General features: G+C 51.8%; 20 protein-coding genes. 10 read left to right on the top strand and 10 right to left on the bottom strand.

What is annotated here, in order from left to right; all coding sequences use genetic code 11:
- Positions 1-86 precede the first annotated feature (86 nt).
- The 7 genes from ftsK (at position 87) to ABIE10_RS06720 (ending at position 11,628) form a co-directional block, all read left to right on the top strand.
- Entirely contained in the window at positions 87-3,992 is a 3,906-nt protein-coding gene (gene ftsK / locus ABIE10_RS06750) for a DNA translocase FtsK (protein ID WP_429155111.1), read from the top strand.
- A 111-nt stretch (positions 3,993-4,103) separates the two neighbouring features.
- Positions 4,104-4,715, top strand: a complete 612-nt coding sequence (lolA, locus tag ABIE10_RS06745; protein WP_003831898.1) for an outer membrane lipoprotein chaperone LolA — start codon at positions 4,104-4,106, stop codon at positions 4,713-4,715.
- A 10-nt stretch (positions 4,716-4,725) separates the two neighbouring features.
- Positions 4,726-6,069: a replication-associated recombination protein RarA gene (gene rarA, locus ABIE10_RS06740; protein WP_016152429.1), complete on the top strand. Its 1,344-nt coding sequence runs from the start codon at positions 4,726-4,728 to the stop codon at positions 6,067-6,069.
- Positions 6,070-6,161: 92 nt separating this feature from the next.
- Positions 6,162-7,454, top strand: coding sequence for a serine--tRNA ligase (serS, locus tag ABIE10_RS06735; protein ID WP_003831902.1), 1,293 nt, complete (start codon positions 6,162-6,164; stop codon positions 7,452-7,454).
- A 236-nt stretch (positions 7,455-7,690) separates the two neighbouring features.
- Positions 7,691-10,135, top strand: coding sequence for a dimethylsulfoxide reductase subunit A (dmsA, locus tag ABIE10_RS06730; protein ID WP_019076391.1), 2,445 nt, complete (start codon positions 7,691-7,693; stop codon positions 10,133-10,135).
- Between the two features lie 10 nt (positions 10,136-10,145).
- The gene (locus tag ABIE10_RS06725; protein WP_003035741.1) at positions 10,146-10,763 is read left to right on the top strand and encodes a DMSO/selenate family reductase complex B subunit; all 618 of its coding nucleotides are present in this window, start codon (positions 10,146-10,148) and stop codon (positions 10,761-10,763) included.
- Position 10,764: 1 nt separating this feature from the next.
- Positions 10,765-11,628, top strand: a complete 864-nt coding sequence (locus tag ABIE10_RS06720; RefSeq protein ID WP_200079542.1) for a dimethyl sulfoxide reductase anchor subunit family protein — start codon at positions 10,765-10,767, stop codon at positions 11,626-11,628.
- Between the two features lie 29 nt (positions 11,629-11,657).
- Here the strand turns inward: ABIE10_RS06720 and ycaC are convergent, their stop codons facing one another.
- On the bottom strand, positions 11,658-12,284 hold the full coding sequence (gene ycaC / locus ABIE10_RS06715; RefSeq protein WP_016152433.1) for an isochorismate family cysteine hydrolase YcaC: 627 nt from the start codon (positions 12,282-12,284) through the stop codon (positions 11,658-11,660).
- 385 nt (positions 12,285-12,669) lie between these two features.
- Here ycaC and ABIE10_RS06710 point away from each other — a divergent pair, with 385 nt between their 5' ends.
- On the top strand, positions 12,670-13,818 hold the full coding sequence (locus ABIE10_RS06710) for an MFS transporter (RefSeq protein WP_016152434.1): 1,149 nt from the start codon (positions 12,670-12,672) through the stop codon (positions 13,816-13,818).
- Between the two features lie 45 nt (positions 13,819-13,863).
- Here the strand turns inward: ABIE10_RS06710 and ABIE10_RS06705 are convergent, their stop codons facing one another.
- Genes ABIE10_RS06705 through ABIE10_RS06685 form a run of 5 tightly spaced genes read right to left on the bottom strand, consistent with a single transcriptional unit; the run spans position 13,864 to position 17,672 of the window.
- Entirely contained in the window at positions 13,864-14,340 is a 477-nt protein-coding gene (locus ABIE10_RS06705; protein WP_429155105.1) for a PTS sugar transporter subunit IIA, read from the bottom strand.
- 53 nt (positions 14,341-14,393) lie between these two features.
- Complete coding sequence (locus tag ABIE10_RS06700; protein ID WP_429155103.1) at positions 14,394-15,305, bottom strand: transketolase family protein; 912 nt, start codon at positions 15,303-15,305, stop codon at positions 14,394-14,396.
- Positions 15,305-16,102 carry a transketolase gene (locus ABIE10_RS06695; RefSeq protein ID WP_016156111.1) on the bottom strand — a complete coding sequence of 266 codons (798 nt, stop codon included), beginning with the start codon at positions 16,100-16,102 and terminating at the stop codon, positions 15,305-15,307. The genes ABIE10_RS06700 and ABIE10_RS06695 overlap by 1 nt, the downstream gene beginning before the upstream one ends.
- A gap of 12 nt (positions 16,103-16,114) precedes the next feature.
- Complete coding sequence (locus ABIE10_RS06690; RefSeq protein WP_047501181.1) at positions 16,115-17,380, bottom strand: PTS ascorbate transporter subunit IIC; 1,266 nt, start codon at positions 17,378-17,380, stop codon at positions 16,115-16,117.
- A gap of 16 nt (positions 17,381-17,396) precedes the next feature.
- Entirely contained in the window at positions 17,397-17,672 is a 276-nt protein-coding gene (locus ABIE10_RS06685) for a PTS sugar transporter subunit IIB (RefSeq protein ID WP_016152439.1), read from the bottom strand.
- 121 nt (positions 17,673-17,793) lie between these two features.
- On the opposite strand from ABIE10_RS06685, the gene ABIE10_RS06680 reads away from it, so the two are divergent.
- Positions 17,794-18,642, top strand: a complete 849-nt coding sequence (locus tag ABIE10_RS06680) for a MurR/RpiR family transcriptional regulator (RefSeq protein WP_016156113.1) — start codon at positions 17,794-17,796, stop codon at positions 18,640-18,642.
- Positions 18,643-18,702: 60 nt separating this feature from the next.
- On the opposite strand, the gene pflA is transcribed toward ABIE10_RS06680, so the two are convergent.
- The 4 genes from pflA to ycaO form a co-directional block, all read right to left on the bottom strand.
- Positions 18,703-19,443 carry a pyruvate formate lyase 1-activating protein gene (pflA, locus tag ABIE10_RS06675; RefSeq protein WP_003035751.1) on the bottom strand — a complete coding sequence of 247 codons (741 nt, stop codon included), beginning with the start codon at positions 19,441-19,443 and terminating at the stop codon, positions 18,703-18,705.
- Positions 19,444-19,628: 185 nt separating this feature from the next.
- Entirely contained in the window at positions 19,629-21,911 is a 2,283-nt protein-coding gene (pflB, locus tag ABIE10_RS06670; RefSeq protein ID WP_016152441.1) for a formate C-acetyltransferase, read from the bottom strand.
- 59 nt (positions 21,912-21,970) lie between these two features.
- Positions 21,971-22,828 (bottom strand): formate transporter FocA, encoded by an 858-nt coding sequence (gene focA / locus ABIE10_RS06665; RefSeq protein ID WP_003831909.1) that lies wholly within the window; start codon positions 22,826-22,828, stop codon positions 21,971-21,973.
- 404 nt (positions 22,829-23,232) lie between these two features.
- Positions 23,233-24,993: a 30S ribosomal protein S12 methylthiotransferase accessory factor YcaO gene (gene ycaO / locus ABIE10_RS06660; RefSeq protein ID WP_047414124.1), complete on the bottom strand. Its 1,761-nt coding sequence runs from the start codon at positions 24,991-24,993 to the stop codon at positions 23,233-23,235.
- Between the two features lie 136 nt (positions 24,994-25,129).
- On the opposite strand from ycaO, the gene ABIE10_RS06655 reads away from it, so the two are divergent.
- Positions 25,130-25,822, top strand: coding sequence for a DUF421 domain-containing protein (locus tag ABIE10_RS06655; protein ID WP_235116563.1), 693 nt, complete (start codon positions 25,130-25,132; stop codon positions 25,820-25,822).
- The last annotated feature ends 112 nt before the right edge of the window (positions 25,823-25,934 follow it).

Below are 25,934 nucleotides of genomic sequence, written 5' to 3'. Positions count from 1 at the left end.
CCATACAGCAACAGTGCCGGGGCAACCCGGTGCTGTTGTCCGTTTTAGCATCGGGCAGGAAAAGCCTGAAACCTGGAGAGCCGTTTTTGAGCCAGGAATACACTGAAGACAAAGACGTCACATTGACGAAGTTAAGCAGCGGGCGCCGACTCCTGGAAGCGCTACTGATCCTTATTGCCCTTTTTGCCGTCTGGTTGATGGCTGCCTTACTCAGCTTTAACCCTTCGGATCCCAGTTGGTCGCAAACCGCGTGGCACGAACCTATCCATAATCTGGGGGGGATACCCGGAGCATGGCTGGCAGACACACTGTTCTTTATTTTTGGCGTCATGGCCTACACCATTCCCGTCATCATTGTCGGCGGCTGCTGGTTTGCATGGCGACACCAGGCCAGCGACGAATACGTCGATTATTTTGCCGTTTCGCTGCGTATTATTGGCGTTCTGGCGCTGATCCTTACCTCCTGCGGGCTTGCCGCAATCAATGCCGATGACATCTGGTATTTCGCCTCTGGCGGCGTGATCGGCAGCCTGCTCAGCACCACGTTGCAACCATTACTGCACAGTAGCGGCGGTACGCTGACGCTATTGTGCATTTGGGCTGCGGGATTAACGCTGTTTACCGGCTGGTCATGGGTGAGCATTGCGGAAAAACTGGGCGGCTGGTTACTCAATATCCTGACGTTTGCCAGCAACCGTACCCGTCGCGACGATACCTGGGTCGATGACGAAGAATATGAAGATGAAGATGAGTCTTTCGACACCGCTGATGGCAAACCTCATGAATCGCGTCGGGCGCGTATTCTGCGCGGTGCGTTAGCGCGCCGTAAGCGTCTGGCGGAGAAATTTACCAACCCGCTTGGCCGTCATACTGATGCCGCGCTGTTTTCCGGCAAACGCATGGATGATGAAGACGAAATTGAATACAGCGCTCGTGGCGTGGTTGCCGATCCTAACGATGTGCTGTTCTCCGGTAATCGTGCGACGCTGCCTGAATATGACGAACTTGACCCACTGCTGAATGGTCATTCGGTGACAGAGCCAGTTGCCGCCGCAGCGGCAGCGACAACGGCAGCTCAGGCCTGGAGCGCACCGGTTGATCCGCTGCTGCAAACATCGCCAGTGACCAATACGGTTATAGAACAACCGGCCCCAGCCGTAGCCTGGCAAGCCGTGCCTGGTCCGCAAACCGGTGATGCGGTGATTGCGCCAGCGCCTGAGGGTTATCCTCAGCCAGCTCACTACGCACAGCCACCGGTGCAGCAGCAGTATGAACCATGGCAGCAGCCGGCTGTGGAAGAAAGTCCGCAGCCGCAGGAATTTACCGCGGAGCACAACTGGCAGCCGGAACCTGCATATCAGCCGGATCCCGTGCAGCCGCCTGTTTATCAGCCGGAATCAACCTTTCAACAAAACGCCGCGTTCCAGCAGCCTGCGGTTGAACAACCGCCTGTAGTGGAACCTGAGCCGGTAGTTGAAGAGGTTAAACCGACTCGTCCGCCACTCTACTATTTTGAAGAAGTTGAAGAGAAACGTGCACGTGAGCGCGAGCAACTGGCCGCCTGGTATCAGCCGATTCCAGAGCCTGCTCAGGAGCCTGAACGTGTTAAGCCGTCTATGCCGACGGCAGCATCCATACCGCCCGTTGAGTCAGTGGCTGCCGTTGCGCCGCTGGCCGCCGGGGTGAAAAACGCCGCTTTAGGGGCGGGTGCGGCTGCCGCAACACCTGTCTTTAGTCTTGCGGGTAGCGGTGCACCGCGTCCACAGGTGAAAGAGGGGATTGGTCCGCAGTTACCGCGTCCGAATCGTGTGCGCGTACCTACTCGTCGGGAGCTGGCGTCGTATGGCATAAAACTGCCGTCACAACGTATGGCTGAAGAGAAAGCGCGCGAAGAGCATCTTGATACAGATGCGTACAGTGACGAAGAAATTGACGCAATGCAGCAAGATGAGCTGGCGCGTCAGTTCGCCCAGTCGCAGCAGCACCGCTACGGCGACGAGTATCAGGATGATGCCAGTCAGACTGATGATGATTCAGCCGCAGAAGCAGAACTGGCACGCCAGTTTGCCTCTTCCCAGCAGCAGCGCTATTCCGGTGAACAGCCTGCCGGGGCGAATCCGTTCTCGCTTGATGACTTTGAATTTTCGCCAATGAAAACGCTGGTGGATGATGGTCCGCATGAGCCGCTATTTACTCCAGGCGTAATGCCGGAGCCTGCGCCGCAGTACCAGCAGCCTGTCGCACCGCAGCAGCATTACCAGCAGCCAGCGCAGCCTGTCGCACCACAGCAGCATTTTCAGCAGCCGGCGCAGCCTGTCGCACCACAACAGCATTACCAGCAGCCAGCGCAGCCAGTCGCACCGCAGCAGCATTATCAGCAGCCAGCGCAGCCAGTCGCACCACAGCAGCATTACCAGCAGCCGGCGCAGCCTGTTACACCATCGCCGCAGGATAGTCTGATCCATCCGCTCCTGATGCGTAATGGCGACAGTCGTCCGGCGCACCGTCCAAGTACGCCGCTGCCATCGTTGGATCTGCTCACGCCGCCGCCGAGTGAGGTTGAGCCGATAGATACTTTCGCTCTGGAGCAAATGGCTCGTCTGGTGGAGGCTCGTCTGGCGGACTTCCGCATTAAAGCCGATGTAGTGAACTACTCACCTGGTCCGGTTATTACTCGCTTTGAGCTTAATCTTGCTCCAGGGGTTAAAGCGGCGCGTATTTCCAACCTGTCGCGAGATCTGGCGCGTTCATTGTCGACCGCAGCGGTACGCGTGGTCGAGGTAATTCCGGGCAAACCGTATGTCGGGCTGGAGTTACCCAACAAAAAACGTCAAACCGTTTATCTGCGCGAAGTGTTGGATAACGCCAAATTCCGTGATAACTCATCTCCGCTGACCGTGGTACTGGGTAAAGATATTGCGGGCGAACCGGTGGTTGCCGATCTGGCGAAAATGCCGCACCTGCTGGTGGCAGGGACAACCGGTTCCGGTAAGTCGGTTGGGGTGAACGCCATGATCCTCAGCATGTTATACAAGGCGCAGCCGGAAGACGTTCGCTTTATCATGATTGACCCGAAAATGCTGGAACTGTCGGTTTATGAAGGCATTCCGCATTTGCTGACTGAAGTTGTGACCGACATGAAAGATGCCGCCAACGCCCTGCGCTGGAGCGTCAATGAAATGGAACGTCGCTACAAGCTGATGTCGGCGCTTGGTGTGCGTAACCTTGCCGGTTATAACGAAAAAATTGCTGAAGCCGCCCGTATGGGGCGTCCGATTCCGGACCCGTACTGGAAGCCGGGCGACAGTATGGATGTTCAGCATCCGGTGCTGGAAAAACTGCCGTATATCGTTGTGCTGGTGGATGAATTCGCCGACCTGATGATGACCGTGGGTAAAAAGGTGGAAGAACTGATTGCTCGTCTGGCGCAAAAAGCGCGTGCGGCGGGGATCCACCTGGTGCTGGCGACCCAGCGACCGTCGGTTGACGTTATCACTGGTCTGATTAAAGCGAACATCCCAACGCGTATCGCCTTTACTGTGTCCAGTAAAATTGACTCGCGTACCATCCTTGACCAGGGCGGCGCGGAATCGCTGTTGGGTATGGGTGACATGCTGTATTCCGCACCAAACTCAACGATCCCAGTGCGTGTACACGGCGCCTTTGTACGTGATGAAGAAGTTCACGCTGTGGTTCAGGACTGGAAAGCGCGCGGTCGTCCACAATACGTTGACGGCATAACGTCTGACAGCGAAAGCGAAGGCGGCGGTGGCGGCTTTGATGGTGGCGAAGAGTTGGATCCGCTGTTCGATCAGGCGGTAAACTTTGTTACCCAGAAACGCAAAGCCTCAATCTCCGGCGTCCAGCGTCAGTTCCGTATCGGTTACAACCGAGCGGCGCGCATCATCGAACAGATGGAAGCGCAGGGAATTGTCAGCGAGCAAGGGCATAATGGTAATCGTGAAGTGCTGGCTCCACCGCCCTTCGAATGATTGCAAAGTTAAGTAATTCAGTATTTTCTACTTTCCTCATGCTGATTTTTGGCCTGAAATGGATAGCAGAGGGATCTCCCCGTTGGGAGTGACGTATTTTGAGGAATAACAATGAAAAGAATCGCAATCACCTGTGCATTATTGTCGAGCTTTGTGGTGAGCAGCGTCTGGGCAGATGCTGCCAGCGACCTGAAAAGCCGCCTGGATAAAGTCAGTAGCTTCCATGCCAGCTTTACTCAGAAGGTCACGGACGGTAGCGGTGCGGCGGTGCAGGAAGGTCAGGGTGACTTATGGGTTAAACGTCCTAATCTGTTTAACTGGCATATGACGCAGCCTGACGAGAGCATCCTGGTTTCCGATGGTAAAACGCTGTGGTTCTTTAACCCGTTTGTTGAGCAGGCGACGGCGACATGGCTGAAAGACGCCACGGGCAACACGCCGTTCATGCTGATTGCACGTAACCAGGCCAGCGACTGGCAGCAGTACAATATTAAGCAAAATGGCGATGATTTCGTGCTGACGCCAAAAACCAGCAGCGGTAACCTTAAACAGTTTACTATCAATGTTGGGCGTGACGGGACGATCCACCAGTTCAGCGCCGTTGAACAAGACGATCAGCGCAGCAGCTATCAGCTGAAATCTCAGCAGAATGGTGCGATTGAACCCTCTAAATTCACCTTTACCCCGCCGCAAGGTGTAACGGTTGACGATCAACGTAAGTAGAGGCGTGTGAGTGAGCAATCTGTCGCTCGACTTTTCTGATAATACTTTTCAGCCGCTGGCCGCGCGTATGCGGCCAGAAAATTTAGCGCAGTATATCGGCCAGCAGCATCTGCTGGCTGCGGGCAAACCCTTGCCGCGCGCTATCGAGGCCGGGCATCTGCACTCCATGATTTTATGGGGACCGCCGGGGACCGGGAAAACGACGCTTGCCGAAGTTATTGCCCGTTACGCCAACGCCGATGTCGAACGAATTTCGGCAGTTACGTCTGGCGTTAAAGAAATTCGTGAAGCGATTGAGCGTGCGCGTCAGAACCGTAACGCGGGTCGACGCACGATCCTGTTCGTGGACGAAGTTCACCGTTTTAATAAAAGCCAACAGGATGCGTTTTTACCGCATATTGAAGACGGTACCATTACGTTTATTGGCGCCACCACTGAAAACCCCTCGTTTGAGCTCAATTCGGCGCTGTTGTCGCGTGCACGCGTTTATCTACTGAAATCGTTAACTTCCGACGACATTGAACAGGTGCTGGACCAGGCGATGTCAGACAAAGCGCGTGGTTATGGCGGCCAGGATATTGTTCTGCCGCCAGAAACGCGTCGGGCTATTGCCGAACTGGTTAATGGTGACGCGCGGCGGGCGCTGAATACGCTGGAAATGATGGCCGATATGGCCGAAGTTGATGATTCCGGCAAGCGCGTATTGAAACCAGAATTGCTCACCGAAATTGCCGGTGAACGTAGTGCGCGTTTCGATAATAAAGGCGATCGTTTTTACGATCTCATCTCCGCATTACACAAGTCGGTACGTGGAAGCGCCCCAGATGCGGCGCTTTATTGGTATGCGCGAATTATTACCGCTGGTGGCGATCCGCTGTATGTTGCCCGTCGCTGTCTGGCGATTGCCTCAGAAGATGTCGGCAATGCCGATCCCCGCGCCATGCAGGTGGCGATTTCCGCATGGGACTGTTTTACCCGCGTGGGACCCGCGGAAGGCGAACGCGCGATTGCTCAGGCGATTGTTTATCTAGCCTGTGCGCCGAAGAGTAATGCGGTTTACACCGCCTTTAAAGCCGCGTTGTCTGATGCCCGCGAACGTCCGGATTACGACGTGCCGGTTCACCTGCGCAATGCGCCGACTAAGCTGATGAAAGAGATGGGCTACGGTCAGGAGTATCGTTATGCCCATGATGAGCCTAATGCCTATGCCGCCGGAGAAGAGTACTTCCCGCAGGAAATGGCACAAACGCGCTATTATCGCCCCACAAACAGAGGTCTTGAAGGCAAGATTGGCGAAAAGCTCGCCTGGCTCGCCGGACAGGATCAAAATAGCCCTATAAAACGCTACCGTTAGTGTTATCGTTGCGGTAATGTTGTCTCTGTATCCCTGTGACCGCAGGCTGTGGTCACTTTCTCCTATTTTAATTCGATAAGCACAGGATAAGCATGCTCGATCCCAATCTGCTGCGTAATGAGCCAGACGCAGTCGCAGAAAAACTGGCAAGCCGGGGCTTTAAGCTGGATGTAGATAAGCTGCGCGCTCTTGAAGAGCGTCGTAAAGTTCTGCAGGTACAAACTGAAAACCTGCAGGCAGAGCGTAACTCGCGATCGAAATCCATCGGCCAGGCAAAAGCGCGCGGGGAAGATATCGAGTCTTTACGTCTGGAGGTGAACAAACTGGGCGAAGAGCTGGATGCCGCGAAAGCTGAACTTGATACCTTACAGGCCGAGATCCGCGACATTGCGCTGACTATTCCTAACCTGCCAGCGGACGACGTTCCGGTGGGTAAAGATGAAAATGACAACGTCGAAGTCAGCCGCTGGGGTACTCCGCGTGAGTTTGATTTCGAAGTGCGCGATCACGTTACCCTGGGTGAAATGCACACGGGTCTTGATTTCGCCGCTGCGGTTAAGCTGACCGGCTCTCGTTTCGTGGTCATGAAAGGGCAGATTGCGCGTATGCACCGTGCGCTGTCTCAGTTCATGCTGGATCTGCATACTGAACAGCATGGCTATAGCGAAAACTACGTCCCGTATCTGGTTAACCATGACACGCTGTACGGTACAGGCCAACTGCCGAAATTCGCTGGCGATCTATTCCATACCCGTCCGCTGGATGAAGAAGCTGATAGCAGCAACTATGCGCTGATCCCAACGGCAGAAGTTCCGCTGACCAACCTGGTGCGCGACGAAATCATCGATGAAGATGCGCTGCCGATCAAAATGACTGCGCATACGCCGTGCTTCCGTTCTGAAGCAGGTTCTTACGGTCGTGACACGCGTGGTCTGATCCGTATGCACCAGTTCGATAAAGTTGAGATGGTGCAGATTGTTCGCCCGGAAGATTCGATGGACGCGCTGGAAGAGATGACCGGCCATGCCGAGAAGGTCCTGCAACTGCTGGGTCTGCCGTATCGCAAAATCATCCTGTGCACTGGCGACATGGGCTTCGGCGCATGCAAAACTTACGATCTGGAAGTGTGGATCCCGGCGCAGAACACCTATCGCGAAATCTCCTCTTGCTCCAACGTGTGGGATTTCCAGGCTCGTCGTATGCAGGCGCGTTGCCGCAGCAAATCCGACAAAAAGACTCGTTTAGTGCATACTCTGAACGGTTCCGGTCTGGCGGTTGGGCGTACGCTTGTTGCGGTAATGGAAAACTATCAGCAGGCTGATGGCCGCATTCAGGTTCCGGAAGTATTACGTCCGTACATGAATGGCCTGGAATTCATCGGCTAAGCTACCTTTCTCTGCTAAAAAAGCGCCTCAGGGCGCTTTTTTTATGCCCGTTTGACGTCGGACAATAACGACTACTCCCATAGGGGTAATACTGACTTCGAATGAAAGTCAGTATTTTTCTCTGTCTTTTAGCAAATTCAGTTTCTACCAGCCCGTATATCGATACTAACGTTATATAAAAAACTATACATCGAATATTTGTATTTTGTTTATTGTGAGCAGCAGAGTGAGCCACTATGAAAACTAAGATCCCCGATGCCGTGCTGGCAGCTGAGGTTACTCGCCGCGGTTTGGTGAAAACGACGGCGATAGGCGGACTGGCGGTGGCCAGTAGCGCGTTTACCCTGCCATTTACCCGTATTGCAAATGCTGCAGAAGCCCTTAATCCGACGCCGATTAATGAGAAAGTGATCTGGAGCGCGTGTACGGTGAACTGCGGCAGCCGGTGCCCGCTGCGTATGCATGTGGTCGACGGTGAAATAAAGTATGTCGAAACCGACAACACCGGCGATGACAACTATGACGGTCTGCACCAGGTACGCGCCTGTCTGCGTGGTCGTTCCATGCGTCGCCGAGTCTATAATCCCGATCGTCTGAAATACCCGATGAAACGCGTTGGTAAGCGTGGCGAAGGAAAATTTGAGCGCATCAGTTGGGATGAAGCCTACGACATCATTGCCAGCAATATGCAGCGTCTTATCAAAGACTACGGCAATGAGTCTATCTACCTGAACTACGGTACCGGTACGCTGGGTGGCACTATGACGCGCTCGTGGCCGCCGGGTAAAACGCTGGTGGCACGGTTGATGAACTGCTGCGGCGGCTATCTTAATCACTACGGTGACTACTCTTCAGCGCAAATCGCTGCCGGGTTGAACTATACCTACGGCGGCTGGGCTGACGGTAACAGCCCGTCCGACATTGAAAACAGCAAGCTGGTGGTTCTGTTCGGTAATAACCCTGGTGAAACCCGTATGAGCGGGGGTGGGGTAACCTATTACCTTGAACAGGCGCGACAGAAATCCAATGCCCGCATGATCATTATCGATCCCCGTTATACGGATACCGGTGCGGGGCGTGAAGATGAATGGATCCCGATCCGTCCTGGTACTGATGCGGCGCTGGTCAATGGTCTGGCGTATGTCCTGATCACCGAAAATATGGTTGACCAACCGTTCCTCGACAAATACTGCGTGGGTTACGACGAGAAAACCTTACCGGCCGACGCGCCGAAGAACGGTCACTATAAGGCGTATATTCTTGGGCAGGGTAAGGATGGCATTGCCAAGACCCCGGAGTGGGCGGCGCAGATTACCGGTATTCCCGCTGAACGTATCGTCAAACTGGCGCGTGAAATAGGTAGCGCTAAACCGGCATACATCAGCCAGGGGTGGGGGCCGCAGCGTCATGCTAACGGTGAAATAGCGACCCGCGCCATTTCTATGCTCGCTATCCTGACCGGTAACGTTGGGATCAACGGCGGCAACAGCGGGGCGCGTGAGGGCTCATACAGTTTGCCGTTCGAGCGTATGCCAACGCTGGAAAACCCTGTTGAAACCAGCATCTCGATGTTCATGTGGACGGACGCGATTGAGCGAGGCCCGGAGATGACGGCCCTGCGTGACGGCGTACGCGGCAAAGACAAGCTCGATGTTCCTATTAAGATGATCTGGAACTATGCCGGTAACTGTCTGATTAACCAACACTCTGATATTAATCGCACGCATGAAATCCTCCAGGACGAGAAGAAGTGCGAGATGATCGTCGTCATCGACTGTCATATGACTTCCTCGGCGAAATACGCGGACATTTTGCTGCCGGACTGCACCGCCTCTGAGCAGATGGATTTCGCGTTGGATGCCTCATGCGGGAACATGTCCTATGTGATTTTCACCGATCAGGCGATCAAACCACGCTTCGAATGCAAGACTATCTACCAGATGACCAGCGAGCTGGCGAAGCGCCTTGGCGTTGAGCAGCAGTTTACAGAAGGTCGTACTCAGGAAGAGTGGATGCGCCATCTGTATGAGCAGTCGCGCAAAGCGATTCCTGAACTGCCTACGTTTGAAGAATTCCGTCAGCAAGGGATCTTTAAACAGCGCGATCCGCAAGGACATCATGTGGCGTACAAGGCATTCCGTGAGGATCCTAAAGCCAATCCGCTGACCACGCCGTCAGGTAAGATCGAAATTTATTCGCAGCAGCTTGCCGAGATCGCGGCAACCTGGGAACTGCCGGAAGGTGATGTAATCGATCCGCTACCGATTTATACCCCAGGCTTTGAAAGCTTAAACGATCCGCTGGTGGAGAAATTCCCTTTGCAGCTGACCGGCTTCCACTATAAGTCTCGCGTTCACTCGACCTATGGCAACGTGGACGTCCTGAAAGCATCCTGCCGCCAGGAAATGTGGATCAACCCGATGGATGCGCAGCGACGCGGTATTAACAACGGCGACAAGGTACGTATCTTTAACGATCGTGGTGAAGTGCATATCGAGGCGAAAGTGACGCCACGTATGATGCCCGGCGTGGTGGCATTGGGCGAAGGGGCCTGGTATGACCCGGATGCAAAACGCGTGGATCAGGGCGGTTGCATTAACGTCCTGACGACCCAGCGTCCGTCTCCTCTCGCAAAGGGGAATCCGTCACACACGAACCTTGTCCAGGTTGAAAAGGCGTAAGGAGTAACCGATGACAACCCAGTATGGATTTTTTATTGATTCCAGCCGTTGCACCGGTTGCAAAACCTGCGAACTGGCCTGCAAAGATTTCAAAAATTTAACCCCGGAAGTCAGCTTCCGCCGCATTTATGAATACGCAGGCGGCGACTGGCAGGAGGACAACGGCGTCTGGCATCAGAACGTCTTTGCTTATTACCTCTCCATTGCGTGTAACCACTGTGAAGATCCGGCCTGTACCAAGGTTTGTCCGAGTGGTGCGATGCACAAACGTGAAGATGGTTTTGTCGTTGTCGACGAAGATGTTTGCATTGGCTGCCGGTATTGCCACATGGCCTGTCCTTACGGCGCGCCGCAGTACAATGCCGAAAAAGGGCATATGACTAAATGTGATGGCTGCCATGAGCGCGTCGCTGAAGGCAAGAAACCTATCTGCGTGGAGTCCTGCCCACTGCGTGCGCTGGATTTTGGTCCGATTGAAGAGCTGCGCAAAAAACACGGTACTTTGGCTGCGGTAGCGCCACTGCCGGGCGCGCACTTTACCAAACCAAGTATTGTCATCAAACCTAACGCCAATAGCCGCCCGACCGGGGATACTACAGGTTATCTGGCCAATCCGAAGGAGGTGTAAGATGGGAAGTGGATGGCATGAATGGCCGCTGATGATCTTCACTGTCTTCGGACAGTGTGTAGTTGGTGGCTTTATCGTTCTGGCGCTGGCGTTGATGAAAGGGGACTTACGCCCTGAATCGCAGCAGCGCGTGATTGCCTGCATGTTCGGGCTGTGGGTATTAATGGGCATTGGCTTTATTGCTTCCATGCTCCACCTGGGCTCACCGATGCGCGCCTTTAACTCACTCAATCGTGTAGGGTCTTCTGCGTTGAGTAATGAAATTGCCAGCGGCTCAATCTTCTTTGCCGTTGGCGGCATCGGCTGGCTCCTGGCAACGTTGAAAAAAATGTCGCCTGTATTACGCAATCTGTGGTTAGTTGTCACCATGGTTCTGGGCGTGATTTTTGTCTGGATGATGGTGCGAGTGTATAACACCATCGATACTGTGCCGACCTGGTACAGCATCTGGACGCCGCTGGGCTTCTTCCTGACGATGTTTATGGGCGGTCCGCTGCTGGGATATCTGTTGCTGAGAATTGCTGGCGTGGACGGTTGGGCGATGCGCCTGTTGCCGGCTATTTCAGTGCTTGCTCTGGTCGTGAGCGCCATCATGTCTGTAATGCAGGGGGCTGAACTGGCGACGATCCACAGTTCCATTCAACAGGCGTCTGCGCTGGTTCCGGATTACGGCTCGCTGATGGCGTGGCGGATTGTCGCTCTGGCAGTAGCGTTGTGCTGCTGGATTGTACCGCAAGTGAAAGGCTACCAGCCTGCAGTTCCGCTGCTTTCCGTCGCGTTTATTCTGCTGTTAGTCGGCGAGTTGATTGGTCGTGGCGTGTTCTACGGGCTGCATATGACCGTCGGTATGGCGGTTGCCAGCTAAATGACAAACCGGGGCATAGCCCCGGTTTTTTACTTCTGTTTAGTTAACGTGTCGTAGCTGGTCATCAGATTGCGATAATCAGGAATGTGATTAGAGAACAGCGTCGCCAGACCTTCGATATCGTTGCGCCAGTCGCGATGCAACTCACATGCGACACCAAACCACGTCATCAGTTGAGCACCGGCCTGGGACATCCGATCCCATGCTGAATGGCGAGTAATTTCATTAAACGTACCCGACGCATCGGTTACGACAAAGACATCAAAACCTTCTTCAATAGCCGAGAGCGCAGGGAAAGCTACGCAAACTTCCGTCACGACACCGGCAATAATCAGCTGTTTTTTACCGGTCGCTTTCACTGCTTTCACGAAATCTTCGTTATCCCACGCGTTAATGTTTCCGGGGCGAGCAATATAAGGCGCATCGGGAAATTGAGCTTTCAGTTCCGGTACCAGTGGCCCGTTTGGTCCTGTCTCAAAACTGGTTGTCAGAATGGTTGGGAGTTTGAAGTATTTTGCTAAGTCGCCGAGGGCAAGCACGTTGTTTTTAAATTTATCGGGATCGATATCCCGAACCAGAGAGAGCAGGCCAGCCTGATGGTCGACCAGCAGTACTGCCGCATTATCTTTATCAAGTCTTACGTAAGGTTTAGTCATGATATTTCTCCTGTTCAGCATCAGTGGGGGAAATTTGATGAGTTTAAGTCTACAGAAAGAACGATATATGGATTAGATACCTAAATAAGAACTCACTGTTCTATTTTGAAGACAATGCAGATCTGCATCCCGCATAGAGTTTAGTAAGAAATAAAAGTAAGGGGAGTCCATGAAATTTTTCGACTGAACGCAACGCGAGATTTTTGTTTTAGATCAATAAAAACAAGCAGATGTGTTTTTGTGTTTTTTATCTATTCACATTAAGAATCAGTAATGCAAATCGATCGTCCGGAAAGCGCCTCAGCCCTTTGATTGCGCCGATTGACAATGTTTTTGGCAGTGGCATGATGCGCATGAAATTTGAACTTCCTCACGGTTTTTATTCATGTCCATCTATACCCGTCCCGTCATGCTGTTGCTGTGCGGGCTGCTTCTGCTGACCCTGGCGATCGCCGTGTTAAACACGCTCGTCCCGCTTTGGCTCGCCCATGAAAATCTGCCAACCTGGCAGGTAGGTGTGGTGAGTTCTTCCTACTTTACCGGCAATCTGGTAGGGACGTTGCTGACCGGGTATTTAATAAAACACCTTGGTTTTAATCGCAGCTATTACATTGCCTCGCTTATTTTTGCCGCGGGCTGTATCGGCCTGGGGGTTATGGTGGGGTTCTGGAGCTGGATGACCTGGCGTTTTATCGCCGGTGTTGGCTGCGCCATGATTTGGGTGGTAGTGGAAAGTGCGCTGATGTGCAGCGGGACTTCGCGTAATCGCGGACGCTTGCTTGCCGCCTATATGATGATCTATTACGTGGGGACGTTTTTAGGCCAGCTACTGGTTAGTAAAGTATCAACAGAATTGATGAACGTCCTGCCGTGGGTGACGGGTACGATCCTGGCTGGTGTTTTGCCATTGCTCTTTACGCGCATTGCCAATCAGCAGGGTGATGAACAGCAGTCTACTCCTATTACCTCCATGCTGAAGCTGCGTCAGGCGCGTCTGGGCGTTAACGGCTGTATTATTTCCGGGATTGTTCTGGGGTCTTTGTATGGCCTGATGCCGCTGTATCTCAACCATCAAGGGGTGAGCAACGCCAGCATTGGTTTCTGGATGGCGGTTCTGGTTAGCGCCGGTATTCTGGGGCAATGGCCGATTGGCCGCCTGGCAGACAAGCTGGGACGCCTGCTGGTTTTACGCGTCCAGGTCTTCGTGGTTATCGTCGGAAGTATTGCCATGCTGAATCAGGCGGCGATGGCGCCTGCGTTGTTTATGTTGGGTGCGGCAGGTTTTACCCTCTATCCGGTGGCGATGGCCTGGGCCTGTGAAAAGGTTGAACATCATCAGCTGGTCGCCATGAATCAGGCATTGTTATTAAGCTATACCGTTGGCAGCCTGCTTGGTCCTTCATTCACCGCAATGCTGATGCAGAATTATTCCGATAATCTGTTATTCATTATGATTGCCAGCGTATCGTTTATTTATCTGCTGATGTTGTTGCGTAGCGCCAGACATACGCCGACTCCGGTGGCTCACGTATAAAGCGCGCCAGACGGTATGCAAGGCAAAATGTTTGCATACCGTGACTCATTTTCCCATTGCGGGTATGCCGGAAGTTGCGAGGTATTCGCATGCTTTCAGCGTGCAGTGGAGTTGCGCCTGACTGGTCATACTCGTCAGCTGTTGTAAATGCTCCCCTTCATCCAGCCAGCAAACCAGTTTTTTAATCATTTCAATATGTTGGGTGCTGCTGGCAGCCGCCAGGACAATAATTAACCGCACATCTGGATGCCCTGGAAAAGGCACCGCCTCTTTCAGACACAAGAGCGACAAATGTGTCTCACTGCTTATCACTCCTTCTTCCGGACGAGCGTGCGGTAGGGCAAACTCAGGGCTTAAGATGTACCACGGACCCAGTTGTTCTGTTTCACGGATGATTGCCTGAGCGTAGGCGGACGTAATCGCGCCCAGTTCTTCCAGAGGCTGGCAAGCCAGCGTCACGGCCTCCTGCCAGGAGTGGCATTGTTCACGAAACTGACAGGCAGAAAATAGCGCAGATGTCATTGTGTTCTCCTTATTTCAGAGCAGCAGACCGCATTGCGGTCTGCCAACCCGAACTATCTGAGGGCTTCAAAGAGTGCGGTCGCCGAAATACCGTATTTCTCTTTCAACTGGCGGCTATTGCCTGATTCCGTAAACGTGTCTTGTGTCCCCAGTCGGATTAATCTCGTGGTTAATCCTTCCTCCGCCAATACTTCAGCAACCTGTCCGCCAAGCCCACCGGTGATCGTGTGATTTTCAATCGTTGCGATCTGCGGGCAACTGGCAATCAGTTGCAGAAAGCGCTGGCGGTTAAACGGTTTTAGCATGGCGACGTGAATCAGCTTGCCACGTTTTCCCTGGGCGCACAGCTGCACATAACCTGCGCTTGCTTGCTCCAGAACGGTCCCTTCATAGAGAATGGCGAAGTCATTGCCTGAGTCCTCCACGGCGGCGATATCGGTCACTCGCGGAACGGCAGATTTATCGCGCACGGGCATCGGTTCTCGGGCTACGCGAATATAGACCGGACCGGGAATGTTTACTGCCTGTTCAAATGCGGCCTCAACTTCTTCAGCGTCGGCAGGCGTTAGAATTGTGAGCCCCGGCAGTACGCGCGTCAGGGCCAGATCTTCCAGCGCATGATGCGATGCGCCGTCAGGTCCATCATCCATTCCTGGGTGGCTACCAACTAATTTAATGTTAGCTTTGGCGTAGCACGCCTGGCGCAGTTGAGTCCAGGCGGTGCCTGTCACAAATATCGCAAAGTTAACGTAGAACGGAATATTTCCTTCCAACGCCTGGCCAGTGGCAAAGCTCATTGCCGATCCTTCCGCAATACCCATTTCAAAGAAAGCGTCTGGATAGACGGCCTGGAACTGGTCAGTGCGGGTGGAGCTGGCTAAATCACTATCAATGGCGACAATGGGATAGTCCTTTTTTTTCAGGGCAATGAGTGCGTTACCAATTTCATCACGTGGGGCTTTCATCACTGCAACTCCTCCATAGCCTGCTGATATTGTTCGGTGGTTGGGGTTTTTGAATGCCAGTCACCGTTATTTTCCATATAGCTAACGCCACTGCCTTTGGTGGTATGCGCAATAATGGCGACAGGTTTTCCTTTCAGATGGCGTGAAAGCATCAGCGTGTCGGCAACCTGATGCATATCGTTACCGTTATGGAGTTCGAGTACGTGCCAGCCGAAAAGACGCACTTTGTCGGCCAGAGGTTCCAGATTCACCACCTGATTAACGGGGTCGTGGGAGGAAAAACCGTTGTAGTCGATAATCGCCACCAGGTTATCCATCTTCATATGGCCTGCTTGTTGTAGCGTTTCCCAGATTTGTCCTTCGTGCATTTCGCCATCGCCAATGATGGCGAAAACGCGCTGTGATTCCCCCCGCTGTTTTTTGGCCGCCGCCATACCAAAGGCAATGGATAATCCCTGGCCCAGCAGGCCGGTTGTTGCATCGACTTCGGGCAGAGATTTGATGCTAGGGTGCCCCTGTAAACGTGAGTTAATTTGTCGAAAAGTATTAAATTCGCTGCGCTCAATTTTGCCTTTTTGATGCAGCATGGCGTACTGAGCAGCAACCGCATGACCTTTGCTCATGACCACGCGAGCGCGAGGGGCGCAGGAGAAGTCCACCTCTTGATCGTAAATCCAGGTCAGAATGTCGATGATGGACAATGCACCGCCAGGATGGCCAATGCCTGATTCATAAATCATGGTAACAATATCCCGGCGAGCAGCCAGCGCATGGGATTTCAATTCGTCAATATTCATGTTCATTCCTTATCAGGGCAACATTTTGCCGATGTAATAAACCACTAAGCCGAGGGCGACAAAATCTGTCTCCGGGAAGCTAGTACCGGACAATCCCACCGATTCCATGATGGGATAGATGAGTGCCGGGCCAATACCAATTAATATGCCAGTGACAAAGCTACCGGCGATGGCCCCTTTCCAGCCTCCTGACGCATTACCGAAGACGGCGGCGGTAGCACCAATGAAGAAGTAGGGGATGGCGACGGGGATAATGACCGTTTGCCCAATTGATGCGAGTACCCCCATAACCACCAATCCACCCACAAAGGAAGAGATGAAACCTAAAACGGTGGCGGTTGGGGCATACGGAAAGACGACTGGGCAATCCAGTGCGGGTTTGGCGTTCGGGATAAATTTTTCAGAGATGCCCAGAAATGCCGGGACTATTTCAGACAACAGCAAGCGAACGCCGGTGATGATGATATAAAGCGATGCGGTAAACGTGAGTGACTGGAATAGCGGATAAACTAGCCAATGCATTCCACCGGCGGCGGCTGTTACCGCTTCTTTGCCTGCGGCAAGCGCCGCGATGTAATAGAAAATACTGACAGAGATGGACACGGAGACGATGTAGTCTTTAAAAATCCCCAACCATCCGGGAAGATTTAGCTTTTCTGTTGACTGCTTAGGATCGCCCACTTTCGAACCGATCCATCCCGATAGCGCGTAGGCCAGAGTAACGTAATGACCCATCGCAATTTCATCATTACCGGTAATCTTACGCATCCACGGCTGAGCGATAGCTGGATAGACACAGGCCGCAAGCCCCAGCAGTATGGAGCCGACGATGATTGTTGTCACATCGCTGTAGCCAAGCGCCTTAAGCGTAACGGTTAAGAGGGCAGACAGATACAGATTATGTTGGCCCGTCAGGAAGATGTATTTGAACGGCGTTACGCGGGCAAAAAACAAGTTCCAGCCGAAACCAACGACCATGATGAGTGAAACGCACATGGCAAACTTGGTTTGTGCCAGCCCAGTTAACGCTTCGGCTAACGGCATCACACCTTTCAGACCGAATCCATCGCTGAATAAGGTCTGAAAATTACCTAAGGATGTCACCGCAATCCCTGCTCCGCCGGCAAATACCAGAAATCCGACGATGGTTTTAAAGGTACCTGAAAGCACTTTTTCGATGGGTTTACGCTGGATAAGCAAACCAATTAGCGCAATAAAGCCAACTAAAAGTGGGGTTACACCCAAAATGTCGAATACAATGAACTTTAGGAGATCCATATTTCCCCCGGAGAGGTTAGTTGTTTTGAACAACGCTGGTGAGCGCAGATTCCATTTCTTCGCTGTTCATCAGATCGGTGATACCGATTGCTCTGAACCCGGCGGCTTCTACCTCATCGGTCAGGTCGCTCATGGTGATCACGAAGTCGATGTTTTGCCAGGTTCGTAGCCCTGACAGGACATCGTGTTCAAGATCGATATCCCAGCCATGTTTATCGATGACTTTTTGGGCTTTGATTTTCAGCATTAGCGAACTGCCCATACCGGTACGACAGACGATCAGACCTTTCATTAGACGTTCTCCTGTTTGTAAAAATAATTATTTTTAATTATCATTGGTGCGATAAAAATTATTATCGCAAAGCCAGGCAAAGTATGTGACAGCATTTGCATTTTGTGCAAAAAGGCGAAAAATGAGTCAGATAGATACTAATTTATTGATTAACATAAGAAATGGGGCTTCAGAACTGAGTCCGATCCTGGAAAAGGTAGGGCGTTTTATCACTGAAAATCCTGATTTTGTGATGCGGCATACGATAACCGAGCTGGCCGATTCTATTGATACCAGTGAGGGGAGCATCACTCGTTTTTGCCGTGCCTTTGGTTTTAAGGGGTTTTCTGATTTCAGAACGGCTCTTGCACTGGAGCAAGGAGCTGCACGGCCGAATGATGGAGGAAGTGAGGAGACGGCGGCGGTACTGGCAAGCGTTTGTGACAGCAATGCCATCATCGACAGCAAAGAGTTGCAGGCGGTTGCGACCTGGTTAAATCAGCTAAGTAATATTGCAATTTATGCGGTAGGTACTGCGGTGCCGGTGGCGTTATTCCTGCAAATCAATCTGGTGCAGATGGGGAAAATAGCCAGTTATATCGACCGGTTTTATCCGGCGGCTATCTCTCCGTTGGCGGACAGCCAAAAAACAGGGATTATCGTTATTCATACAGAACAAGTCTCTACCGATATGATGCAGTCGCTGACGCTAGCGAAGGAACAAGGCATAAAAATTCTCTCGTTAACTCGCGGATCGTTTGCTCCATTAAATCGGCTTTCTGACTGGAATTTGCAGGCGGCGGTTGCGTTACAGGGGGAAGGTGAGTCTGGTTTTGCTGAAATTGCTGGTGCGATGATGGTGGCGGATCGCATACTCAGTGCTCTGGAAGAGCAGGATGAGCGTTACGTGCAGTGTCGTAAAGCACACCAGAAACGTATTTTCTCTATTGAAAGCGTGACCAATAAACTTTCAGAATATTTTATGTCGTAGGCATAGAACGTTGGCGTCGCGCTACTCAAGCAGAGCGCTGCGACGCCGTGGTCGTCATACTTAGTACATTACTTTATGACCATACTGCTCAAGAATGCCTTTCACGCGCTCCATGGTCTCTTTCTTCGGTGGCTTAACACCGTCAAGTTTGTACTCTTCACCCATTGCCACCCATTTGTGTTTGCCCAGCTCATGGTATGGCAGCAGTTCGATTTTCTCTACGTTGCCCATATCGCGGGTAAACTCGCCCAGGCGGTGCGCGGAGTCGTCATCGTCAGACCAGCCAGGCACAACGACGTAGCGGATCCACACCTTGATGTCTTTATTGGACAGGTAACGTGCAAACTCAAGCGTGCGATGGTTAGATACGCCCACCAGATTCTGATGGATTTCATCATTCATCTGTTTGAGATCGAGCATCACCAGGTCAGTGACTTCCAGCAATTCATCGATCACCGGATCGTAGCGGCGAACAAAACCGTTGGTATCCAGACAGGTATGAATACCTTCTTTTTTACAGGCACGAAACCAGTCGCGTACAAATTCAGCTTGCAGGATAGCTTCGCCACCGGACGCTGTCACACCGCCACCGGAGGCGTTCATAAAGTGGCGGTAGGTCACGACCTCTTTCATTAACTCGTCGACGGTGACTTCTTTGCCGCCGTGCGTATCCCATGTGTCACGGTTATGACAATACAGGCAGCGCATCAGGCAGCCCTGGAAGAAGGTAATAAAACGGATGCCCGGGCCATCAACAGTGCCACAGGATTCAAAGGAGTGAATGCGACCAATAACTGACATTGCGGTGTTTCTCCAGGTGTGGCCCATCCGGGGCCAGTGTTAGTGCACAGTTATTAACTGTGTCGAGTCTGTTTTGGCTGCTATCCATAAGTATAGATAGCTGACAAAGCAGGCTATTAAAAAGGCCCCACTTACGTGGAGCCTTTATTGTACGCTTTTTAAAGTACGATTTCAGTCAAAACCAATTACATGGTCTGAGTGAAGGTACGAGTAATAACGTCCTGCTGCTGTTCTTTAGTCAGGGAGTTAAAACGTACTGCGTAGCCAGAAACACGGATGGTCAGCTGCGGATATTTTTCCGGATGTTCCATCGCATCCAGCAGCATTTCACGGTTCATGACGTTCACGTTCAGGTGCTGACCACCTTCGATGGACGCTTCGTGGTGGAAGTAACCATCCATCAGACCAGCCAGGTTGGTCTTACGAACTTCGTCGTCTTTACCCAGTGCGTTCGGAACGATAGAGAAGGTGTAAGAGATACCATCTTTAGCGTAAGCAAACGGCAGTTTAGCAACGGAGGTCAGAGAGGCAACAGCACCTTTCTGGTCACGACCGTGCATTGGGTTAGCACCCGGTCCGAACGGCGCGCCAGCACGACGACCATCTGGGGTGTTACCGGTTTTCTTACCATAAACCACGTTAGAGGTGATGGTCAGAACAGACTGAGTCGGGATAGCGTTACGATAAGTAGTCAGTTTCTGAATTTTCTTCATGAAACGTTCTACCAGGTCAACCGCCATGTCATCAACGCGAGAGTCGTTGTTACCAAACTGCGGGTATTCGCCTTCGATTTCGAAGTCGACAGCCAGACCGTCTTCGTCACGAATCGGTTTAACTTTCGCATATTTGATTGCAGACAGGGAGTCAGCAGCAACGGACAGACCAGCGATACCACACGCCATGGTGCGGATAACGTCACGGTCGTGCAGCGCCATCAGAGAGGCTTCGTAGCTGTACTTGTCGTGCATGTAGTGGATAACGTTCAGTGCAGTGACGTACTGTTTAGCCAGCCAGTCCATGAAGTGATCCATGCGCTCCATAACTTCGTCGAAGTTCAGAACGTCGCCTTTGATCGGTTCAGATTTAGGACCAACCTGCATTTTCAGTTTTTCATCAACGCCGCCGTTGATTGCGTACAGCATGGTTTTCGCCAGGTTTGCACGCGCACCGAAGAACTGCATTTGTTTACCAACAACCATCGGGCTTACGCAGCAAGCGATAGCGTAGTCGTCGTTGTTGAAGTCCGGACGCATCAGGTCATCGTTCTCGTACTGCAGAGAAGAGGTGTCGATGGACACTTTAGCGGCGAATTTCTTGAAGTTCAGAGGCAGTTTTTCAGACCACAGAACGGTGATGTTCGGCTCCGGAGAAGGACCCATGGTGTACAGGGTATTCAGGAAGCGGAAGCTGTTTTTGGTAACCAGAGTACGGCCATCAACGCCCATACCACCGATAGATTCAGTTGCCCAAATCGGGTCACCAGAGAACAGTTCATCATATTCAGGGGTACGCAGGAAACGAACCATACGCAGTTTCATGACCAGGTGGTCAATCATTTCCTGAGCGTCTTGCTCGGTGATTTTGCCTGCTTTGATATCACGTTCGATGTAGGCATCCAGGAAGGTGGATACGCGACCGAAGGACATTGCTGCGCCGTTCTGAGATTTAACCGCGGCCAGGTAGCCGAAGTAAGTCCACTGGATAGCTTCCTGAGCGTTGGTTGCCGGACCAGAGATATCGCAGCCATATTTAGCAGCCATTTCTTTGATCTGACCCAGTGCGCGGTGCTGTTCAGCAATTTCTTCACGCAGACGGATAGTGGCTTCCAGGTTTACGCCGTTTTCCAGATCGGACTGCAGAGAGACGAACTGAGCGTATTTGTCTTTCATCAGGTAGTCGATACCGTACAGCGCAACGCGACGGTAGTCACCGATGATACGGCCACGGCCATAGGCATCTGGCAGACCAGTCAGAACACCGGATTTACGGCAGTTCAGAATGTCTTTGGTGTAAACATCGAATACGCCCTGGTTGTGGGTTTTGCGGTATTCGGTGAAGATTTTTTTCAGCATCGGGTCCAGTTCGCGATTGTACGCTTTGCAGGAACCTTCAACCATTTTGATGCCGCCAAACGGAATGATCGCACGTTTCAGCGGAGCTTCAGTCTGCAGACCAACAATTTTCTCGAGCGCTTTGTTGATGTAGCCAGCGTCGTGAGAAGTGATGGTAGAAGCAACGGAGGTGTCAAAGTCAACAGGCGCGTGAGTGCGGTTTTCCTGTTTAACGCCTTCCATCACGCTGTCCCACAGTGCAGTGGTCGCATCAGTTGCGCCAGCCAGGAAGGACTCGTCACCCTCATACGGAGTGTAGTTTTTCTGAATGAAGTCACGGACGTTTACTTCATTCTGCCAATCACCTTTGGTAAAACCTTCCCAGGCTGTGGCTAACTTTTCATTAAGCTCGGACATGTAACACCTACCTTCTTAAGTGGATTTTTTATTTACTGCGTGTAATGGGCATCATCAGATTAATGATGATCGTTACCACGCAGATAAATGACCCAGTATGTCAACCCGACCAACAAACCGCCGCCGATAATGTTGCCGATCGTAACCGGAATCAGGTTATCGGTGATGAAATTCATCACGGTCAGGTGAGAAAAATTCTCCGGAGAAGACCCAACAGCGGTCCAGAATTCCGGGGTGGCGAAATCGCGAATTACAATACCCATAGGGATCATAAACATGTTTGCGATACTGTGCTCAAAACCGCTGGCAACAAACATTGCGACCGGTAATACCATGATAAACGCTTTGTCCATCAGGCTGCGACCCGAATAGCTCATCCATACTGCCAGACACACCATCAGGTTCGCCAGGATGCCAAGACTTACCGCCTCAACAAAAGTATGGTGCACTTTGTGGTCGGCTGTTTGCAGGACGTTGAGACCCCACGCGCCGTTAGCGGTCATATACTCGCCAGAAAGCCACATGAGTAACACGAAGATCAGGGCGCCAATCAGGTTGCCGACATAAACGTTAAGCCAGTTTTTCGCCAATTGGCCCCAGGTGATGCGGCCACTGGCTTTCGCTACGACAATCAGTACGGTTGAGGTGAAGAGGTCTGCACCGCAGACAACGCAGAGAATCAGCCCCAGGGAAAAGCAGATACCACCTACTAGCTTCGCCATGCCGAAAGGCATTGTGCCGGTACCGGTTGTGGCGGTGATATAGAAAACAAAGGCAATTGAAATGAATACACCGGCAGTAATTGCCAGATAGAACGTCTTAAGCGGATGTTTCGTTGCTTTATAGACGCCTGCTTCTTCGGCAACTTTGGCCATTGCAGCAGGAAGAATAAGATCAAAAGGGTTGTCAGCTTTCACACTAACTCTCTCTTTATTAAGTCGGCGACGAGATACTAACAAAGCATTATAGATGAGAATTTGATATAGATCATATCTCGCCTGGCTTATAGGCCCGTAAGGCGCATGGTTTTTATGCGATTACGGTGTAACTTGTTGATTATCCAAATAAAAATAAATTTTAAAAATTATAAAGTGAGTTGAATTTTTTCTTTCTGTCTCCTCTGGGGCGGTTAATTAAAATGGAGTAATTGAGATAAAAAACCACATTAATAAGCTAATTTTCTTAATATCAACTACTAATATTTAACCTTGTTTTTACATTTATTTTTTGATTTGACCAAAATAAAAAACAGGGCGCATTAAGCGCCCCGTAATATAGCCCAGACAATACCTTTAGCCTACTCAGCGCAGGCTGATTGTCACTATTTTGACCAATGTGCTGCTTTCGCGCGCTGCAGTTTTTCGTAGGCTTTCAGCAGAGACTGATGCGCCGGGAAAGCCTGCAGATCGCTATCAACAGTTTGAAGCCCGTAGAACGGCGCTTCGCCACTTAATGCTGCACTTGCGGCTTCAACCGCCTCGGCACCGTACATGCGAACAAACGCGTTCAGATATTGTAGCGGCTGACGATCTTCTTCCTGAGATAGCAACAGCAGCGTTTGCAGACAGCGGTAGTAGTTGGCACGTTCAGCGCTAAAGACAGAGGCGTTGAATTCCATCGTCCATTCTGTCCAGACCAGCGCCTGCTCCAGGTCGCCGCCGGCCAGCGCCAGCATCACTTTAAGCTCGCCAATGCGCAGGGTGTACCAACCGTTATCCGCACCGGTTGCCAGACCGAGCAGCTCGCGTACGCGGGTGAAGTCGTCAAAGCCTTCTTCATCCAGTTGTTCGATCAGATTGAGATAGTCTTCTTTATCCCATTCACTGCCCGGAAGAGAGAGGATAGTGTCACGCAGATGGGCGCCCATGGCGTTGTTGGCTAACCACAGATCTTCAGCCGGATAGATGTCAGACATTCCCGGAACAATAATGCGGCACGCGTAAACGCTCAGGTGCTCGTAGTCGGCGATATACACTTCTTTATCTTCAGCGTTGAAGATGGCCATCAGGGTGGCGAACTCTTCTTCCGTGGTGCCGGAGAAATTCCAGTCAACGAACGGATAGTCAGCATCCTGCTTGAACAGATCCCAGGAGATCAGGCCGCTGGAATCGATGAAGTGGGTTTCAAGGTTAGTGTGTTCAGCCACTTCTTCGTCGTCAAAGGTTGGTGGGGTGAAGACATCAAGATCTTTCAGACCACGGCCCTGCAGCAGTTCAGTGACGGTACGCTCCAGCGCAACGCCGAAATCCGGGTGCGCACCGAAGGAGGCAAAGCAGGTACCATTGGCCGGGTTGAACAGGACAACGCAAATCACCGGATACTTGCCGCCCAGCGAGCCATCGTAGGCGAAAATTGGGAAACCTTCCGCTTCCAGTTTGGCGATGGACTCCACCACTGCCGGATAGCGCGCCATGACTTCGGCCGGGATTTCCGGCAGGCTGATGCTTTCCGCAATAATACGGTTCTTCACATGACGCTCAAAGACTTCAGACAGGCCCTGAACGCGCGCTTCGTTTCGGGTGTTACCCGCAGACATGCCGTTAGAAACGTACAGGTTGCCAATAATGTTCATCGGAATATAGACGGTCTGGTTATCCGACTGACGGGTAAACGGTAGGCCGCAGACCCCACGTTCTTCATTACCGGATTGCAGATCGATAAGCATGCTGCCAGTCAGTTCGTTGTCTGGATCGTAAAACGCACGCAGACGAGCATCCAGTAGACCTTCTGGTACGTCGTCTTCTTCAGTCAACGGGAACCATTTTTCGTTCGGATAATGCACGAATGGACCGTTGGCGATGGTTTCACCCAGCCAGAAATCCGCAAAGAAATAGTTAGTCGACAGACGCTCAAAATATTCGCCCAGCGCGGAAGCCAGCGCCGCTTTTTTCGTCGCGCCTTTACCGTTGGTGAAGCACAGCGCGCATTCTTTGTCGCGAATATGTACAGACCAGACGTTAGGGACGGGATTCAACCACGAGGCTTCTTCAATTTGAAAACCAAGGTCGAGCAATTTTTGCTGGAAGCGAGCGATGGAGTCTTCCAGAGCGGCATCTTTGCCGGGGATAAATGTTTGCGTCATGAAAATCACTTTTGTCGTACGGAAAGCGCGCAATGATACGGGTTTTAAATGAATGGCGCTATCGTCGCCGGAGTTCAGACGTAAATAAAAGTATTAGCTATGCTTTCCTACAGCCAACCACGTTTAGAGCATAATAATGAAAGCTTTCGATTTACACCGAATGGTACTGGATAAGGTGCCCATGGACTTTCTGGGAGAAGTTGCTCTGCGCAGCCTCTATACCTTTATATTGGTTTTTCTGTTTTTAAAAATCACCGGACGTCGCGGCGTACGCCAGATGTCGCTTTTTGAAGTGCTGATTATCCTTACGCTGGGATCCGCGGCGGGAGACGTGGCATTTTATGATGATGTCCCGATGCTGCCGGTGCTGGTGGTCTTTATTACGCTTGCCGTGCTGTATCGGCTGGTTATGTGGCTGATGGCGCATAGCGAGAAAATGGAGGATTTGCTGGAGGGCAAGCCCGTTGTGATCATTGAGGACGGCGAGCTGGCATGGTCGAAGCTCAATAGCGCCAATATGACGGAATTCGAATTCTTTATGGAATTGCGTTTGAACGGCGTGGAGCAATTGGGACAGGTGAGACTGGCCATCCTGGAGACAAATGGGCAAATCAGCGTCTATTTCTTTGCCGATGAAGACGTAAAGCCGGGGCTCAGTATTTTGCCTAAACGCTGTACACAGCGATTTAAAGTGATACCTGAAGCTGGGGACTATGCCTGTATACGGTGTAGTGAAGTGATGCAAATGAACGCCGGAGATCATCAATTATGTCCACGCTGTGCAAATCCAGAATGGTCGAAGGCCAGTCGGGCAAAACGGGTCACCTGACAGCGAAAATCTCGGTTTTTACCCGTCAATCCGATAGATTCTGTTGTGTGACCAATGACACATTTTTACCCTGGTCAGTTTTACCCATTGCGGCGCGTGTCACTGAATGATA

It is taken from the genome of Citrobacter sp. 506 (assembly GCF_050434985.1).
Taxonomy (GTDB): domain Bacteria; phylum Pseudomonadota; class Gammaproteobacteria; order Enterobacterales; family Enterobacteriaceae; genus Citrobacter; species Citrobacter braakii.
The sequence above is the reverse complement of the archived record's forward strand: the minus strand, read 5'-3'. Positions and strand labels throughout refer to the sequence as shown.